This is a genomic window from Crocosphaera chwakensis CCY0110 (genome assembly GCF_000169335.1).
Classification (GTDB): domain Bacteria; phylum Cyanobacteriota; class Cyanobacteriia; order Cyanobacteriales; family Microcystaceae; genus Crocosphaera; species Crocosphaera chwakensis.
This window is the reverse complement of sequence record NZ_AAXW01000010.1, coordinates 84401-100175: the sequence shown is the minus strand read 5'-3', so window position 1 is coordinate 100175 and position 15775 is coordinate 84401. Positions and strand designations below refer to the sequence as shown.

19 protein-coding genes are annotated in these 15775 nt (G+C 34.2%); 10 read left to right on the top strand and 9 right to left on the bottom strand.

Features of this window, described 5'->3' with window-relative positions:
* Positions 1-350: 350 nt before the first annotated feature.
* Both clpS and CY0110_RS08710 read left to right on the top strand, forming a co-directional pair.
* Positions 351-644 carry an ATP-dependent Clp protease adapter ClpS gene (gene clpS, locus CY0110_RS08715; RefSeq protein WP_008275034.1) on the top strand — a complete coding sequence of 98 codons (294 nt, stop codon included), beginning with the start codon at positions 351-353 and terminating at the stop codon, positions 642-644.
* An 89-nt stretch (positions 645-733) separates the two neighbouring features.
* A complete protein-coding gene (locus CY0110_RS08710) occupies positions 734-1576 on the top strand; it encodes a CPBP family intramembrane glutamic endopeptidase (RefSeq protein WP_008275033.1) in 843 nt (280 codons plus the stop codon).
* Here CY0110_RS08710 and CY0110_RS08705 read toward each other — a convergent pair.
* The 3 genes from CY0110_RS08705 to CY0110_RS08695 form a co-directional block, all read right to left on the bottom strand.
* Positions 1557-1766, bottom strand: a complete 210-nt coding sequence (locus CY0110_RS08705) for a hypothetical protein (RefSeq protein ID WP_008275032.1) — start codon at positions 1764-1766, stop codon at positions 1557-1559. The two genes, CY0110_RS08710 and CY0110_RS08705, sit on opposite strands and share 20 nt — an antisense overlap.
* A gap of 202 nt (positions 1767-1968) precedes the next feature.
* Positions 1969-4233, bottom strand: a complete 2265-nt coding sequence (locus tag CY0110_RS08700) for an FdhF/YdeP family oxidoreductase (RefSeq protein WP_008275031.1) — start codon at positions 4231-4233, stop codon at positions 1969-1971.
* Between the two features lie 13 nt (positions 4234-4246).
* On the bottom strand, positions 4247-4627 hold the full coding sequence (locus tag CY0110_RS08695; protein ID WP_008275030.1) for a hypothetical protein: 381 nt from the start codon (positions 4625-4627) through the stop codon (positions 4247-4249).
* A 147-nt stretch (positions 4628-4774) separates the two neighbouring features.
* Here CY0110_RS08695 and CY0110_RS08690 point away from each other — a divergent pair, with 147 nt between their 5' ends.
* The gene (locus tag CY0110_RS08690) at positions 4775-5179 is read left to right on the top strand and encodes a helix-turn-helix domain-containing protein (RefSeq protein WP_008275029.1); all 405 of its coding nucleotides are present in this window, start codon (positions 4775-4777) and stop codon (positions 5177-5179) included.
* Here the strand turns inward: CY0110_RS08690 and CY0110_RS08685 are convergent, their stop codons facing one another.
* Positions 5180-5440 (bottom strand): ribbon-helix-helix domain-containing protein, encoded by a 261-nt coding sequence (locus CY0110_RS08685; RefSeq protein WP_008275028.1) that lies wholly within the window; start codon positions 5438-5440, stop codon positions 5180-5182.
* Between the two features lie 211 nt (positions 5441-5651).
* On the opposite strand from CY0110_RS08685, the gene CY0110_RS08680 reads away from it, so the two are divergent.
* A complete protein-coding gene (locus tag CY0110_RS08680; protein ID WP_008275027.1) occupies positions 5652-6953 on the top strand; it encodes a DUF6745 domain-containing protein in 1302 nt (433 codons plus the stop codon).
* A gap of 234 nt (positions 6954-7187) precedes the next feature.
* Positions 7188-7373 (top strand): hypothetical protein, encoded by a 186-nt coding sequence (locus CY0110_RS08675; RefSeq protein WP_008275026.1) that lies wholly within the window; start codon positions 7188-7190, stop codon positions 7371-7373.
* A 27-nt stretch (positions 7374-7400) separates the two neighbouring features.
* Here CY0110_RS08675 and CY0110_RS08670 read toward each other — a convergent pair whose 3' ends face one another.
* Positions 7401-7757 (bottom strand): type II toxin-antitoxin system PemK/MazF family toxin, encoded by a 357-nt coding sequence (locus CY0110_RS08670; protein WP_008275025.1) that lies wholly within the window; start codon positions 7755-7757, stop codon positions 7401-7403.
* Between the two features lie 2 nt (positions 7758-7759).
* Positions 7760-7987, bottom strand: coding sequence for a hypothetical protein (locus CY0110_RS08665; RefSeq protein WP_008275024.1), 228 nt, complete (start codon positions 7985-7987; stop codon positions 7760-7762).
* A gap of 138 nt (positions 7988-8125) precedes the next feature.
* Between CY0110_RS08665 and CY0110_RS08660 the strand changes: the two genes are divergently transcribed.
* The gene (locus CY0110_RS08660; RefSeq protein ID WP_008275023.1) at positions 8126-8458 is read left to right on the top strand and encodes a hypothetical protein; all 333 of its coding nucleotides are present in this window, start codon (positions 8126-8128) and stop codon (positions 8456-8458) included.
* A 20-nt stretch (positions 8459-8478) separates the two neighbouring features.
* Positions 8479-8883, top strand: a complete 405-nt coding sequence (locus CY0110_RS08655; RefSeq protein ID WP_008275022.1) for a type II toxin-antitoxin system VapC family toxin — start codon at positions 8479-8481, stop codon at positions 8881-8883.
* Positions 8884-8907: 24 nt separating this feature from the next.
* On the opposite strand, the gene CY0110_RS08650 is transcribed toward CY0110_RS08655, so the two are convergent.
* The 3 genes from CY0110_RS08650 to CY0110_RS08640 all read right to left on the bottom strand — a co-directional run bounded on the left by CY0110_RS08650 (position 8908) and on the right by CY0110_RS08640 (position 12314).
* Positions 8908-9507, bottom strand: a complete 600-nt coding sequence (locus CY0110_RS08650; protein WP_035798896.1) for a Uma2 family endonuclease — start codon at positions 9505-9507, stop codon at positions 8908-8910.
* Between the two features lie 104 nt (positions 9508-9611).
* Positions 9612-10832: an ABC transporter permease gene (locus CY0110_RS08645; protein WP_008275020.1), complete on the bottom strand. Its 1221-nt coding sequence runs from the start codon at positions 10830-10832 to the stop codon at positions 9612-9614.
* Positions 10833-10844: 12 nt separating this feature from the next.
* Complete coding sequence (locus CY0110_RS08640) at positions 10845-12314, bottom strand: efflux RND transporter periplasmic adaptor subunit (protein ID WP_008275019.1); 1470 nt, start codon at positions 12312-12314, stop codon at positions 10845-10847.
* Positions 12315-12760: 446 nt separating this feature from the next.
* Between CY0110_RS08640 and CY0110_RS08635 the strand changes: the two genes are divergently transcribed.
* From CY0110_RS08635 to CY0110_RS08625, 3 genes are read left to right on the top strand one after another with little or no spacing between them, the layout of a single operon-like run.
* Entirely contained in the window at positions 12761-13579 is an 819-nt protein-coding gene (locus CY0110_RS08635; protein WP_008275018.1) for a HAMP domain-containing protein, read from the top strand.
* Between the two features lie 52 nt (positions 13580-13631).
* On the top strand, positions 13632-15083 hold the full coding sequence (locus CY0110_RS08630) for an IS66-like element ISCysp3 family transposase (RefSeq protein ID WP_008272619.1): 1452 nt from the start codon (positions 13632-13634) through the stop codon (positions 15081-15083).
* 2 nt (positions 15084-15085) lie between these two features.
* A complete protein-coding gene (locus tag CY0110_RS08625; protein ID WP_269719939.1) occupies positions 15086-15757 on the top strand; it encodes a sensor histidine kinase in 672 nt (223 codons plus the stop codon).
* Positions 15758-15775: the final 18 nt, after the last annotated feature.

The window sequence follows — 15775 nt, the reverse complement described above, 5'->3', positions numbered from 1 at the left end:
ATTCAATAATCCCGTACACTTTTAATATTCAATATTTTAAGATTTCCTGACACTGATAATTACTTGCAATAAGCAACGAGATTCCGCCTTTATGGTATGATGATAAAGACTGAAAATCTACAGTATCTATGTCAACTTTTAAAATAAGACTTTCTAACTCTTATTCCTTCGTGACCTTATGATCTTGCTGGCTTATTTTATATCACTTTCTTTAGGTTTTTTGAGCTAATGTACTATTTTTTTGTTTAGTACACTCGAATTTATATTGACAAAAATAACAATATGTGAATTGGCTCAGAGAGATATTTTTTTTGGTAACATAATGCAAAACAAGGAGGATAGCTAAAGTAATGACAACAGAAGTAATCGAAAAACGATCTTCATCCACTTCTACTGTTCGTAAACCTGCCCCTCGGTATCGGGTTTTGCTCCATAACGATGACTTCAACTCTATGGAATATGTGGTTCAAACCTTGATGCAAACTGTATCAGGAATGACCCAACCCCAAGCCGTTGATATTATGATGGAAGCTCATACTAATGGGACAGCTTTGGTGATTACTTGTGCTTTAGAACCAGCAGAATTTTACTGTGAAACTTTAAAAAATCATGGTTTAACTAGCACCATTGAACCAGACGAGTAACATTGATAGCAATCTCAAAAACTCGAAACAATAGTTTGAATATTTCCTAATAATATTATTACTTGAAACCTTAGCTTAAATTTGAATCCTTGAAACTTAATTTTGCCATAATAGCTAATTACCCAGCGCCTTTTCGTCTGGTAATTTTTATCATTTTACTCTTAGTTTTCTGGCTTCCTGTAGCTGTTCCTCTTTATTTACTATTAGAAAATGATCCTAATTTAACTACGATAATAACTATGGCAATACTTTATCTAGAGTTTATTGCTTTGTTATTTATCTGGAACAAAAAAGTTTATAAAATTAATCATTGGTGGCGAACCTATGGATTAGTTTTTACTCGAAAGAATGGTATTGAGTTGCTCAATGGTTTAAGTGTAGGTTTATCATTCACGTTTGGATTATTTATTATAGAAGCCATTTTAGGCTGGATCAAATTTGTCCCACCTTCTGATAATTTTACCGTTATTGTTTTTGAAGGTTTATTAACTGCTTTAGGTATTGGGTTAGCAGAAGAATTATTTTTTAGAGGTTGGTTACTAGAAGAACTCAAAAAAGATTATCATCCCAAACTTTTTATTTTTTTAAACGGAATTATTTTTGCCACGTTACACTTTTTAAAGCCGATAGAAGAAATTATTAGAACGTTTCCGCAATTTCCGGCCTTATTTTTATTAGGAATTACATTGGTTTGGGCAAAAATGGGTCATGGTAACCGTTTAGGAATTTGTATTGGACTACATGGGGGTTTAGTGTGGGGATATTACATACTAAATGTAGGGGATTTGGTCAATTATACCAATAAAGTTTCTCCTCTAATAACAGGAATTGATAATAATCCTATTGCCGGGATTATGGGGTTAATTGGACTAGGGATGTTAAGTCTTTTGACTGGAGGGCCTACACAGAAAGTCAAAAAGCCGATTGAATAATGGTTGCAGTCCTGAGACCTCTCGAATAATAAGTGCGTTTGCTAGGAACGAGACGCATCAATTGTTGAACTTCTTCAGCAAAAAATGATAATGAATTAAGCCAAGAATCAGCTTTCAAACCAATAGAAAAACTTCTATTTCTTCTATAACGACGTTGTGGTTCAGAGGGACGACTAACATAGCTCGCCACTCCTTTTCTTTTGTAAGTTATGTTTCTCTACTTTTAATGACAGATAGTATTTTAGTGAAACCAGCTTATGGATAGTCTATTCTTTGATAGAATAACAGATATATATATGTCTACTGTAGATTAGTAACCATATATTTAGCTAATTCACTCAAGCAAAACCAGTACATCCTGTTTGGTAACCTCAAAATTTGTGCTTGTTGTGCTAATCACCAACAGCATAAACTAAAACAGGGACTCGTTTATAAGCAGGGGTTTGCGATCGCTTATCAAGATGTGCTTTCATCAAAATATTAGCTTCAGGATAAAACATTAAAGCTGCACCTTGTTTAATTTGACCGCAAATAACCTCAATATTGTCTAATTTTCCCCCATCTCCTTGCACTGTTACCCGTTGATGATTTTTGAATCCTGCTTTTTGAACATCTTCAGGGTGCATTAAAATACAATGACGGTGAGGCATACCCCGATAGGGATCATCGTTGCTATAAACAATTGTATTATGTTGACGGTAACTGCGTCCGGTAATTAAGGCAACCACTACCCCAGAAAAGGGGTCAGACACGCCAAAAGCTTCGGGTTGGGGTAAAGTAATGGCGGGTAAGGGAGTCTCTTGCATCATCGCTTTTCCTGACGCTGTAGGAAACTTTGGTTCTGTAAAAATTCGTCCTGAAATGGTAAATTCTTCTTGTGTTTCGTCGATATGTGCAATCTTTTCATAACCAGGAACAGTTTCAGAAATAAGTTTTCTCACATAACGAGTGTCTTGTAACTTGCGCCAGTCTACGGGACTATCTCCTAAGAGACGATAGGCTAATTCTGTGATAAAACCGACTTCTGATACGAGATCAGCGTTTTGTAAGTGAGTTTTCCCCTCATCATTCAACCGAACAAAATTATTTCCGGACTCAACTGTCGTTTTATGGGGGTTCTCGAAACGGTTATAAACAGGAAGAATAAGAGTATTTTCTGCTGCGAGTCCATGAAAATGTCCTAAGTTAGGTTTGGTGGAGAGATAAATAACGGTTTCAATATTGCCTAATGCACGTTTTGCTTGGGTTAAGTCGGGGTTAGCTGCGTAAAGATTTCCTCCCAAACATAATAAACTATCTACCTTGTTGTCATCTGCTGCATCTATCAGCGATCGCGCGTCATATCCTGGTGTGCGATTAAGCGATCGCCCTAATAACTTTTCTAATGCGTCTTGGATAGCTTTTTTGGGAATGTTGGTGACTCCCATTGATCCAAAACCCTGTACATTAGAATGACCACGTATGGGCATTAATCCTGCACCTAATTTTCCCACATTTGCGGTCATTAAGGCCGTGTTGGCGATACTAAAAATTGTTTCCACACCATGCAACTGTTGTGTCACCCCCATGGCCCACGCAAAAACGACACCGTTTGCTTCACTGATGAGAGTTGCAGCAGTTTCAATGTCTTCTTTAGAAACACCGCAAGTATCAGTTATAGCTTCCCAAGAAGTTGTTTGAGACTGTTGTATTATTTGTTGCCAATTTTCCGTATAATTTTCTAAGAAATCTGGTTGTATTAACCCTCTTTCTATGAGAGATTTTTGTATCCCGACAAAGATAGCGAGATCGCTACCGGGATGAGGTTGTAAGAATAAGGATGCAATATCCGATCCTGGGATAAGAGACTTGATAGGAAATGCAGGCGATCCAAACTTTTTTAACCCGACTTCTTCGACAGGGTTAATAACGATAACTGTTCCCCCGCGATCACGTAGTTTAATCAACTCATTCATCAACCGAGGGTGGTTTGCTGGTGCATTGGAACCTACCAAAACCACGCAGTCAGACGCTTTTAAGCTTTCTAAACTAACTAAAGAGGTTCCTGTACCAAAGACGGTTTTTAACCCCACTGTTGAGGGACGATGGCACAAATCAGAACAATCTGCTAAGTTATTGGAATTAAGCGATCGCATCATCAATTGTAAGAGATATGCTGCTTCATTAGAGGATCGTCCGGAACTATAAGAAGCAATGCGATCGGAAGGTTTCTTAAATGCTGTTTCAACTAAATTATAAACTTCATTCCAACTTATCCGTTGATAATGGCTTTCCCCTTTGCGTAGGATAACAGGAAAGGTTAAACGACCTAATCTATCTGCTTCTTGTGAGGTTAACTGTTGTAAGTCTGTTATAGAATATTGTTCAAAGAAATGGGGTTCTATTCCTGGTTGTAACTCCGATGATATAGCTTCAGCACTTTTAGCACATCGTTGTAGCTTTTCCCCAACTTCATTGGTAAACCCACCTTTTTGGCCACCGGTTCCCCATGCACAAGATAAACAAGCACTTTTATGAAATAGGGTTTTCCATACGTCTGGTCCTTCGGGGGAAAGGGTATAATTAGCCCAGTCTTTTATTACGAGTAAACCACCACCCTTATTTTTTCCAGGGTGTGGGGTTTGGGAGTTATTGTCGGGTTGGTTTGGGTTGTCCATACTATAATATTAACTACTTTTGGCTTTGTAATTCATGTAATTTAGCTTCAAGTTTTCTAAACCTTTGTTCAATATCAAGATGTTCTGATTCATTAGTAATACTGTAACCAATTAACTGTTCAATGCGTCTCTCATTACGGTTAGACCTTTCAATAAAACGGTTCATTTCTTCAGTTATAACTTGTAATGTTGCTCGTAATGTCTCTCTGTCTTGTTCCTGTGTCTCTTGGAACAGAAGTTGTCTTTCTCGTAATTCAAATTGACTTTCTTGCAATTCCATTTGTCTTTCATGTAGTTTCATTTGACTTTCTTTCAGTTCCATTTGACTTTCTTGTAGTTGTCTTTGAACTGCTAACATACCCTCAATGGTTTGTTGTATTTCTTCAAAGGTCATAGATATTAAACTCCTTAGTAAATATTAATATCATTGTATATCAAATGTGTTAGCGATGACATAGATTAGGGTTTAATACTATTAAACCTCTACGATGGATGATGTATAATAGATAAGTATCACAATGAGAGTAATGTAGCTAAAAATATGTACACTCAAGATAGATATATTGAACTTTTAAAACAGTTTCCTCCTCGTCCAATCAAATCGGATGAAGATTTAGAAGCAACCCAAGAAATCGTTAATCAGTTATTAGATAAACCCCAATTAACAGAAGAAGAGTCAGACTATTTAGATGTATTGGGAATGCTTATTTATGAGTATGAAAAAGACCTAGATATAGTTCCTGATATTTATGGAGTTGAGTTATTAAAGGTTTTGTTAGAGGAAAGAAACTTAAAACAGAAAGATTTAGTTTCTATTTTCAAAACAGAATCTATTATTTCTGATGTACTCAATGAAAAAAGAAAATTAACAACAAGACATATTCAAGAGTTAGCTGAATTTTTTAATCTGTCTCCTGCTGCCTTTTTTCCTCATTCATCGGTTTAATTATTTAATTAATGTATGATACTTATTTTTTAAGCGATTAATTACTATTTCGCTATTTATTCCTTGTCCTGCATTTAATTGTTCGATTCCAATATTCAATTTATCTTGAGTTTCTTTAACCCATTGTTGATAGTGTTTATCTTTTTGTTCTAGTAATAATAATGCTTCGGTAATAATTTCATCAATGTTGTTATATTCTCCACTGTTGAGTTTTTCTTGAATAAATGTTTCTTGTTCTTGTTTAAGGGTGATGTTAATCATATTTACATTTAATCTAGGTTAAGTTATTAATTTATTATAGACTGTTTTTTCAATTATAATAGCTCTATAAGATAGCTAAATAGACCAAAAGTTTATGAATACACAAGTTTTAGTTTACCAATATATAGAGAAGTGGCGAAGATTTCTTTTTTCTACTGACCCTATTAATCGCTCAAAGGTTAAATAATTAGTTAAAAAATCCTATCAAATTTTGAATTTAGGAGAACCTGAAATTGTTTTTTGTGACAGTCCACTTCAAGCTAAAAATTATATTGATCAACGCCAACCATCAATTAACGATTACAGTAATTACCACAGTTTAAAATGTGAATTGCTTTCACTTCTTGATAAAGAATCAATTAGTAGGTTTCGTTCTAGTAACGTTTTGTCTCCTGAAATTAGAGATATCTTCTTGTATGAAGAAGACATATTGTCAATTGCAGCTTCCAACTTTTATGAAATACTTTATGATTATTTTTGTTTTTGGAAATCAATTAATTGTGAATTAATGGCTAGTAATTGTTGTGAATATGATTTTTATATTACAGAACTAAATGTTAAGTGTAACCAAGAAATTTGGAATACTGTAAAATATTTATGTGAAGAATGTCCTTATATGCTATCTTTCACAGATGTTTGTTTTGTTATTGAAAAACCCATTGAATTATATCTTGATAAAATGATTCGTCTTCATAGAGAAGGACAAGCAGCCGTTAAATTTATTGATGGATATCAAATTTATGCTTGTCGTGGAATCGAGATCCCAGAGAAGTATGGAAAATATCTTTATACTGAATGGGAAACTAAATGGTTTTTTCAAGAAAAAAATTGTGATTTAAAAATAGCATTACTTAGAGGGCTTGACTACGAAAAATTTAGTCAAGAAACAGACAAAAATAATTTATATTTTTGGTTAAATTCCATATCATTACTTTCAGATGTACTTTATGACATCTATTGTTGGCTTAAGATTAACTATTCTGAAGCATTTTTTTCATCCGATTCAATAAAAGATGATAAAAACTCAAAAATATTAACTAATTATCTTCCTTTTAAAATTCCCAAAGAAGTTAAAGAACTATCTTATTATGATTCTGAGAATATTCAACTATCTCCTGATTTATTATTTTGTTGTTTTCGGGAAAATCATGATAATCATTTTAAAATTATTGGGAAAAATAACAATCTCGAACTTGAAAATTATGCTTTACCTCTTTTTTGTGGAAATAATCAAGAAATGTATTATATTTTATTTTATGAACAACAAAAAGATAATTTTCCAATTTGGTATATTGACGAAAAATGTGAACCTAAAATTTGTTCAGCTAGTCTAATTAATTTAATGCTAAGTATTGCTGAATGCTATGCAAACGGTGCTTATCATACAAAATTTAATGAAAAAACGGATAAATATTATTTGAGTCAAGATAAAAATAAAGTAGCAGAAATTTTTAGAAAGTTTAATCCAAATTATATTAATGTATGGCAAGATATCTGGAGAAAAAAATACTAAAAAAACATACTTTCTTTGTTCATAGATCAGATTATATTAAAGTATATGCCATTCAATCTAATGGTAAAACAAACCTGAGAACTTGTGTTAGTCCAGGTTTTCGTGTCCAATTAACTTGGAATCAAAGGAGTTGTTTCTAAAACATTGACTAGACTAAATGGATTTAATATTATTAAACCCCTACGATAATGTATAATAGAGAGATATAAAAACGAGAGTAGTTTAGCTAAAAATATGTATAGTCAAAAAGAATATGTTGAACTTTTAAAACAGTTTCCTCCTCGTCCAATAAAATCTGAGAAAGATTTAGAAGAGACTCAAGCAAGGGTTAATTACTTATTATATAAACCTAAAAACATTATGGCAGCATTAAGAGAACATATAATGAATTCACCATCAGAATTTTATCATAATTCATAAATTAAAATTATTCTATATTATTCTTCATCACTCTAATGATTGAGGTTCAAGAGCTAATTTAATACCAGAAATAATCTCGTTAATTCTTTCTTCTGAAAGTCTCCCAACCGGATCACTAAGCAAACGTTTATCTACTGTAAAAATCTGAGAAATATTGACAACACTTTTTTCTGGTAAATTTGCTTCTTCTTCATTTAATAATACATTACCAATAGCTCTTGCTCGTCTTAAGTTTGTGGTTAAAGCACAAACAATAACAGTTCCAATTTTTGACTGATTAAGAATATTATTTTGAACAACTACACAGGGACGAAGATAAGCAGGTTCAGATCCGATAGGTTGTCCTAAATCAATCCAATAGATTTCTCCTTGAAAAATTGTCATAATTATTCAGATAATTTACCCTGATGACATCGCACTGCTTCTAACATTGTAATTTCTGATTCATCTAAACCATCACTATAAGCATCATCCCAACTTTTCATTAATTCTGTAGCTGTTTGTGAATCACTTAATTGTAATTGCTCAGTTACTTTTTTAACTAACCATTGTTTATCTTCAACTGAATAATTACGCAGCTTTTTCTCAATATCTATCACTTGATCTGATGGCATCTAATTAACTCCTATTCTTCAATGGTTTTGTTTCTACTAATTATAACATACTAATTTTAATGTGTAGTGTTATAGTCAGCAAGATTCTTACACTACCTTTTAGGATATAATAAACATAGGTATAGTTGAGCTAAAAATATGTATAATCAAAAAGAATATATTGAACTTTTAAAACAGTTTCCTCCTCGTCCAATAAAATCAGAGGAAGATTTAGAAGCAACTCAAAAAATAATTAATCAATTATTAGATAAACCTAAATTGACAGAAAAGGAATATGACTATTTAGATGTGTTAGGAATGCTCATCTATGACTATGAAAAAGACTTAGATATAGTTCCTGATATTAATGAATTTGAGTTGTTAAAACTCTCATCAAAAGAACATGAGTTAAAGCATAATAAGAAAAACATCATAGCAGCATTAAGAAAAAATACAATCGATAAACCATCAGAATTTGACCATAATTCATAGTTTTTATTACATTTATAAACATGAGAAAACTGATTTTTATTGATACTGGATTTGTAATCGGGTTAATTTATGAACAAGATCAGTATCATCAGCAAGCAATTAATTTATCTATAAAATATGAACAATATTCCTTTATTACAACTAATGCAGTTTTATTAGAATTAGGTAATCCAGTTGTCCGTCATTCTAAACCTAAAGCGATTAAAATTATTGAAGACTTTTATACTTCTGATAATGTCAATATTATTAATTTAACCACCCAGTTATTTGAAGAAGCATTTAATCTCTATAAACAATACGAAGACAAAACTTGGGGTTTAGTTGATTGTTTATCATTTATCATAATGTGGAAATTAAATATTAACAAAGTTCTAACCTTTGATAAGCATTTTTCCCAAGCAGGATTTAATATTTTGACAGAATAAGAGAATTTTGGGGACTAGCTGTTATTAAATAATTTTCAAAAAATCCTTTTTGATAAGCAAGGGACTTTCAGTTATTCCTCGGTTAACATATTCTATAAAGGATTCTGACTTAATATGAGGAAGTATCTTACTATATTCAATAACAATATAACTATTTTGCTCTAAATAGTAGAAAGTAATCTTATTATTTTTCCAAACCCATAATTCTCGAATACCAATCTTTTGATAACTGGATTTTAAGACTTCAATATCACCACTACTAAAGATAACTTCAACTACTAAATCTGGTAAATTTTTATCACAATCAAAAGCATAAGCAATATCTGGTTCTCTTCCTGTTTGTCCCGATACATTTAATCTTGTTTGTCCAAAAGGGAAATCTTGAAGATCATATTTTTCACAATAAGCAATAATCAATCGGTTAATAATTTCAGAAATTCTTTCATGATTTCGTCCTGGGGACACAATCGTTATTTCTCCATTAAAATAGGAAACACGATAACCTGAATAGTCTTGAGAGTCAAATTTTTCGTAATCTGACCAGTTTGCACCTGTAATGTTTAGTATCTGGTCTTCTTGGATGAATTTATTACGATTTAAAGGTAAATTATCTGTAATCAACATAAGTTTTATACGTTTTAGAGAATTTGAAGGCATTATTTTTAATTATTCGTAATCTTTTAAAATCCATCTTCTTGACCTCTACTAACTTATAACTGATTAATTCCTTAAACAGAACTTCTTAAAGCAACAATTGGATCAAGTTTCGCTGCTTTTTGAGCAGGAATCACCCCAAACCCTAGACCAATACCACTAGAAACTGCCAAGGAAACAATGATAGAAATAGAAGAAATGGTAGTGGATAAAGGAGAAACAACTCCCACTATTGTTACTAAACCTACTCCTGTTAAAATACCAATGATTCCGCCAGAAACAGAAATGATAACCGCTTCAATTAAAAACTGTCCTAAAATATCACTTCGACTGGCTCCCAATGCTTTTCTTAGTCCAATTTCTGAGGTTCTTTCACTCACCGAAACTAACATAATATTCATCACTCCAATGCCCCCAACAATTAAAGAAATTCCTGCTAAAAATGTCAACATAACTGTTAATCCAGTAGCAATACTTCCCACAATATCTAACATCTGTTTTGAACTTTCTACCCCAAAGTCGTCCTCATTGGTTATTTGATGTCTTAATCGTAATAAGTTTTCAATTTGAAATTGAGCAGCTGACACACTATCAACATTTTTAGCTTCTACATTAATCCAACTCAATTGCAAGCCATAGGGAGATGTTTTACCTACAATTTGATTGGACATAGTCGTCAAAGGAATTAGGACGGTTTCGTCTAAATTAGTGCCAACTAGAGAGCCTTTTGCAGCCATTACCCCAACAATTTCAAAAGAAATGTTTTTAATTCTAATGGATTCACCAATGGGATTGCTAAGTTTAAAAAAGCGGTCAACAATATCCTGTCCAATAACAGCAACTCTTTTATTTCTTTGCATATCGATTTGATTAATAAACCGACCTTTTTCCACTGGAAAACTTCTAATTTTTGGATAATCTGGCGTAGTTCCAATTAATAAAGCACTCGTATTTTCGCTTTTATAATTAATTAGTTGTCGTTGATTTCTTTCCGGCGCAACCCCAGCAACACTGGGAACTTGTTCTGCGATCGCCTTTGCATCTTCCCAGACTAAGGTTTTCGGTATATCTAGAGTAGCACGTCGAGCTTTACGGGTTCCAGGAACTACAAAGAGGACTGTCGGACCTAATTCATTTAACTGTTCAGTGGCTAAGTTTTCGGCCCCTTGACCAATACCAATCGTAGCAACAACCGACGCATTACCAATAATCATCCCCAACATAGTCAAGCTAGTGCGTAATTTATTAGCAGCTAACATGGAGGTTGCCATTTTAACACTGTCTAAAAAATTCATAGGAGTTATTAATTAAAATAGTGATTTCTTTTTTTCTTCTTCAGGTAAGTCAATAAATACCCTTTCTCCAGTGGTTAAACCGGAAAGAATTTGGGTTTTTTCATCTAATACTTGACCGATGGTAACGGGTTTAAATTTTGGTTTCTCGTTTTCATCGGCCACCATCACCCCGGTTTCGCCATTTTTGGTAACAATGGCAACAGTGGGAACCACTAAAGCATCTTTAACTTCTTCTCCTAAAAAGTTCACATCCACGTTCATCCGTGATAATAATTGATCCCGTCCCGTTACTAAGCCGATGGTCACTTCAAAAGAGGTCACATTGTCCTCGACAACGGCTTCTGGTGCGATTAAAACCACTTGTCCTTTAAAAACTTCGTTGGGGAAAGCATCGGCGGTAATCATCACTGGTTGTCCCTGTTTAATCATGGCAATATCCACTTCTGGCACTTTAGCTACTACTTTTAAGCCTCTTGCTAAAGCCAAAATTGAACTAGAAGTAGCCGAAGCGGTACTAGATGCAGAGGTAGTCGGAGTAACAAAAGCCCCCGGATTAGCATATTTTTGGGTGACAATCCCCTCAAATGGGGCGCGAATAGCGGTATCTTGGAATTGAATGACCACTTGCTCAAGTTGAGCTTTGGAAGCTTCAGCAGCAGCTTCTAAGCGAGCTATTTCGGTTTTTGCGGTTGTTTTCCGTTCTTCGAGTTGAATTTGTGCTTCAGCAACAGTTGCTTGCGCTTGTACAACTTCTTGCTTCAACTGCTCAATTTCTGGCTTAGTTGTCTGATTTGCCTGTTCTAACCTGGTCTGAAGTTCGATAAGACTGGCTTGAGCATTATTATAATTATTAAGCAGTTCATCAAATCGGTCTTGGGTGATAGCCCCTTCTTGGAGTAGTTCTTCATTACGTTTCACACGGGAAGCAGCTAACTGAACAGTTGACTGGGCTGATACAATTTGCGCTTTAATTTGGTCAATATCTTTGGGAATTCTCTGGCCTGCTTGTTCTAGATTGGCTTTTGCTTGTTCTAGTTGAGTCTGTGCTTGAACGTAACGGGTTTGAGCTTGTTGAACTTCACTAGGAATACGAACTTTAGCTGCATCTAATTCCGCTAAGGCTTGATTATAGTTAGCTTCAGCGTATTTCCCTTCCGCTTTAACTTCTGTGTGTTCCATCAAGGCTAAAATTTGCCCTTCTTTAACTTTCATGCCCTGTTCTACTCGTAACTGTATTAACCGGCCTGGGTTTTTGGGGCTAATATTGACGCTTTCAATGGGTTCTACTACTCCACTGGCTTCGATATCCACAGCCAGAGTTTCTCGTTCAGCGATGACGGTCATTTTCTCCAGTTCATTTTCGGAAACGGGAGTTTTAGCGATTTTATAGGTTAATCCTCCAACCAGCAGTAGTCCACCTGTCATAATGGCTAAAATCCACGGAAGAGGACGATTTAATTTATTAGGGGCAGGAAGTTCCATAAAATTATTTTTTCAAGAGATTTAACGAAATGAGAATTTATTTTATCTATACTAGCGTTTCTATGATGCCATATCAGTACAAAAAACTGAAATAATGAAAAACTGATAGTTATTCTCTAGTTTTTAATCTTTCTTATTTATTAGTTCATTAAATGACCTTAGATTAAATAGCATAATTATGACAGTGAATCCAAAAATTTATGAATACTACTCAGGAAATAGAAGTTAGTTTTATACATCAGTTTTCCTTATCACAAATTATGAGAACTGATGAATCCCTTCAACATAGACATTTATTTCTACTTATTTCCACTTCTTGTTCGAGAAAAGAACCGTAAAAAGCATTAAGACACTCTCTTTTTGGGACTGACATCCCCTCTGCTTGTCGGTACACTAAAACAGCTAAAAACCACCCATCATTGATTTATTTTAGGATTAATTTATAAATGATACAGAAATTTCTCATACATCAAATTGAGTCTAAAAATAAAATTATCAAACAAAAAGGGTTATTTTGGCAAGCCCGTTCTCAAATTTTATTGTGGTACGTTAGCTTAATGTTAGTATTTACTGGTTTTTCCATTCCTATTATATACTTAATTGTTTTTTATCAAGTTGATAGTCGAGTTGAGGAAAATCTCAAAGAAGAAATTAAATCTTTTGAAAGATTTAAAGAAATTCACTTAAATGAAGCACAAGAAGATACTAATTCAGAGCAGATTAAAGAAAAATTAGATGAATTCTTAGATGGAGTTATTCCTGAAGACGATAATTCTTTAATTACTATTGTTGATCAAAATATTTATCGTTCTGTTCCGCAACGTTTGCCTAAAGATATTAAAAATGAATCAGCATTAATAACAAGGTTTCTGAGTTTTGAGCAAAACTCTCTTATAAAACCAAAGCAATATTGGGGAGAAGTCGATAAGTTTAAATATGCTATTAAACCCATTATTATTGATCAGAAAGTAAAAGGACTTTTTGTGGCAATTCACTCAAGAACTGGAGAAAGAGCAGAAGCTTTTGACATTTTGATCATATTTATAGCAGTCTTAGTTACAGGGTTAATAATAGCCTTTATTTTCGCTTGGTTAGCCTCTGATAAAATATTACGTCCTTTGCGATCGCTCGCTAAAACTGCCAATGTAATTGACGAATTTGACCTTAAAAAACGAATTGATGTTACAGGATATGGAGAAATTTATGATCTGACAAATACCTTTAATCAAATGATGAATCGTCTTGAGTTTGCTTTTGAAAGGTAAGGATTCAGGTGGCAAATATTGACAAACAGGCTGACTGCGCTAAAGTAACGGTATGAGTCAAACTGAACCAGGAGTACAGTTAAATCCAGACGAATTAAACCAACTGTCAAAATCTGGGTTGGTACAAATTATCTTGGCTCAACAGAAACTTATCGAGCAGCTACAAAAAGAAATAGAAAAATTAAAGCTCAGTCGTAATTTAGATAGCCAAACCTCATCAAAACCCCCATCAACAGACTTATTGAAAAAGTCTGAGAAGGCTAAAACAACTGAAGACGATAAGGATAAGAAAAGAAAACCAGGGGGACAACCTGGACATAAGGGAAAAACAAGGAAAGGCTTTGGGAGAATTGACAGAATTCAAATCTTGCAACCATCAATATGTAGTCACTGTGGTCAAACAGAATTATTAATAGAACCAGTGAAAGTTGATTCTCAGCAGGTAGCACAACTGGTAGATAAACCCATTGAGGTAGTAGAATATCATCGTCATCATTGTCGCTGTGGGCATTGTGGTGAAGTGACCAAAGCGAATTGGTCGCCCAAGACCGTCCCAGGACAAGATTTAGGAGTGAAGTTACAAGCTTTTCTGGGATGGTTAGGGAATTATGGACATCTACCTTATGAAAAGCAACAAGAGATGTTGTGGGAGTTAGGGCAAATTGAGATAGGTATGGGGACCATCGTAGCCACCAATCAACGAGTAGAAACAGCCATTAATCCGTCGGTTGAACAATTATCCAAGTGGGTCAAAGTAGAACAACCCCCAATTCATGTTGATGAAACACCCTGGCCAGTGAAGGGAGTCAAAGAATGGTTGTGGGTATTTACCAATCAACTTTTCTGCCTGTTTCGGGCTGCTGATACTAGGGGGCGTAAGGAATTAGAAGATCAGTTAGGCCATGAATATGGTGGTGTTTTAAGTAGTGATGATTTGGGAGTTTACAATGGTTATACTGTTGTTGCTCAACAGAAATGTTTGGCACATTTACGCCGTCACTTTCAGCGATTAATAAAAACTCCAGGTCAATATAACAAAACCATCGGTCAAACTTTTCTCAAATTAATTGATGAAGCTTTCCGTCATTATCGTATTTGGCAAAACGATAAGAATAGGCATGGTTATCAAGTTTGGGCAAGACAATTCAAAGATAAGATAAAGATAGCCACAGAAGAATGGAAGCCTAAAGCCGGTTATGAAGCCGGAAAACTTTTGCGAAACCTTCGGCAAAAGGCAGAGCAATGGTGGTATTTTCTGGAGCATCCAGAGATCCCCCCTGATAATAATCTTGCTGAAAGATCCTTAAGATTAGCCATCACGAAACGGAAAGTTAGTGGGGGTTCAAGAAGCATGGAACGATTTAAACAAACAGCTAACTTATTGACGGTTATTCAAACTTGTCGTCGTCAAGAACGTTCGGTGATTGATTTTTTCGAGAAGTCATTAATAGCCAAAGTCGGTCATCCGAATTGTTTGTTTCCTTCCCTAATTCCTAACTTCTAGACCTGAATCCTTACTTTGAAAGTCAACGAAATTTTCTTAATGATGCTGGTCACGAATTAAGAACTCCCATTACTATCATTCAAGGACATCTTGAGTTAATGGGAGATGATCCTCAAGAACAAAAAGAAACGATCGCATTGGTATTAGATGAAGTAGATCGAATGAATCGTTTAGTTAATGATTTGATGCTTTTAGCTAAGTCTGAAAGACCTGATTTTCTGCAAAAAGAAGTTATCGATGTTTTTTGTTTAATGGAAGATATTTATAAAAAAGCGTTGGGTTTAGGTTCCCGTGATTGGTTATTAGAAAATAAAGCGACAATCAATATAATCGGCGACCGTCAACGTCTCATTCAAGCATTGATGAATTTAGTTAGAAATGCTGTACAAAATACAACAGAAACATCCCTAATTATTATTGGTTCTAATCAGGATAGAAATTTCTTTAAGCTTTGGGTTCAGGATACTGGAAAAGGAATTGAACCAGAAGAAAAAAAACACATTTTTGAGCGATTTTATAAAGGAAAATCTATTCAAAATATAGAAGGTTCAGGATTAGGTTTATCCATTGTAAAAGCGATTGTAGAAGCTCATAATGGTTGGATAGAATGTGTTAGTGAAGTGGGTAAAGGTTCGACTTTTACTATTATTTTGCCAGTTAATGATACTCTTTAAAATTGTCATAATTACTAT

Bases quoted from the DNA above. Each gene is read 5' to 3' on its own strand.
- CY0110_RS08640 (WP_008275019.1), bottom strand. From the start codon at position 12,314: ATGGAACTTCCTGCCCCTAATAAATTAAATCGTCCTCTTCCGTGGATT.
- CY0110_RS08685 (WP_008275028.1), bottom strand. From the start codon at position 5,440: ATGATTAACATCACCCTTAAACAAGAACAAGAAACATTTATTCAAGAA.
- CY0110_RS08645 (WP_008275020.1), bottom strand. From the start codon at position 10,832: ATGAATTTTTTAGACAGTGTTAAAATGGCAACCTCCATGTTAGCTGCT.
- CY0110_RS08700 (WP_008275031.1), bottom strand. From the start codon at position 4,233: ATGGACAACCCAAACCAACCCGACAATAACTCCCAAACCCCACACCCT.
- CY0110_RS08665 (WP_008275024.1), bottom strand. From the start codon at position 7,987: ATGCCATCAGATCAAGTGATAGATATTGAGAAAAAGCTGCGTAATTAT.
- CY0110_RS08695 (WP_008275030.1), bottom strand. From the start codon at position 4,627: ATGACCTTTGAAGAAATACAACAAACCATTGAGGGTATGTTAGCAGTT.
- CY0110_RS08675 (WP_008275026.1), top strand. From the start codon at position 7,188: ATGTATAGTCAAAAAGAATATGTTGAACTTTTAAAACAGTTTCCTCCT.
- CY0110_RS08655 (WP_008275022.1), top strand. From the start codon at position 8,479: ATGAGAAAACTGATTTTTATTGATACTGGATTTGTAATCGGGTTAATT.
- clpS (WP_008275034.1), top strand. From the start codon at position 351: ATGACAACAGAAGTAATCGAAAAACGATCTTCATCCACTTCTACTGTT.
- CY0110_RS08690 (WP_008275029.1), top strand. From the start codon at position 4,775: ATGTACACTCAAGATAGATATATTGAACTTTTAAAACAGTTTCCTCCT.
- CY0110_RS08660 (WP_008275023.1), top strand. From the start codon at position 8,126: ATGTATAATCAAAAAGAATATATTGAACTTTTAAAACAGTTTCCTCCT.
- CY0110_RS08670 (WP_008275025.1), bottom strand. From the start codon at position 7,757: ATGACAATTTTTCAAGGAGAAATCTATTGGATTGATTTAGGACAACCT.
- CY0110_RS08635 (WP_008275018.1), top strand. From the start codon at position 12,761: ATGATACAGAAATTTCTCATACATCAAATTGAGTCTAAAAATAAAATT.
- CY0110_RS08650 (WP_035798896.1), bottom strand. From the start codon at position 9,507: ATGTTGATTACAGATAATTTACCTTTAAATCGTAATAAATTCATCCAA.
- CY0110_RS08630 (WP_008272619.1), top strand. From the start codon at position 13,632: ATGAGTCAAACTGAACCAGGAGTACAGTTAAATCCAGACGAATTAAAC.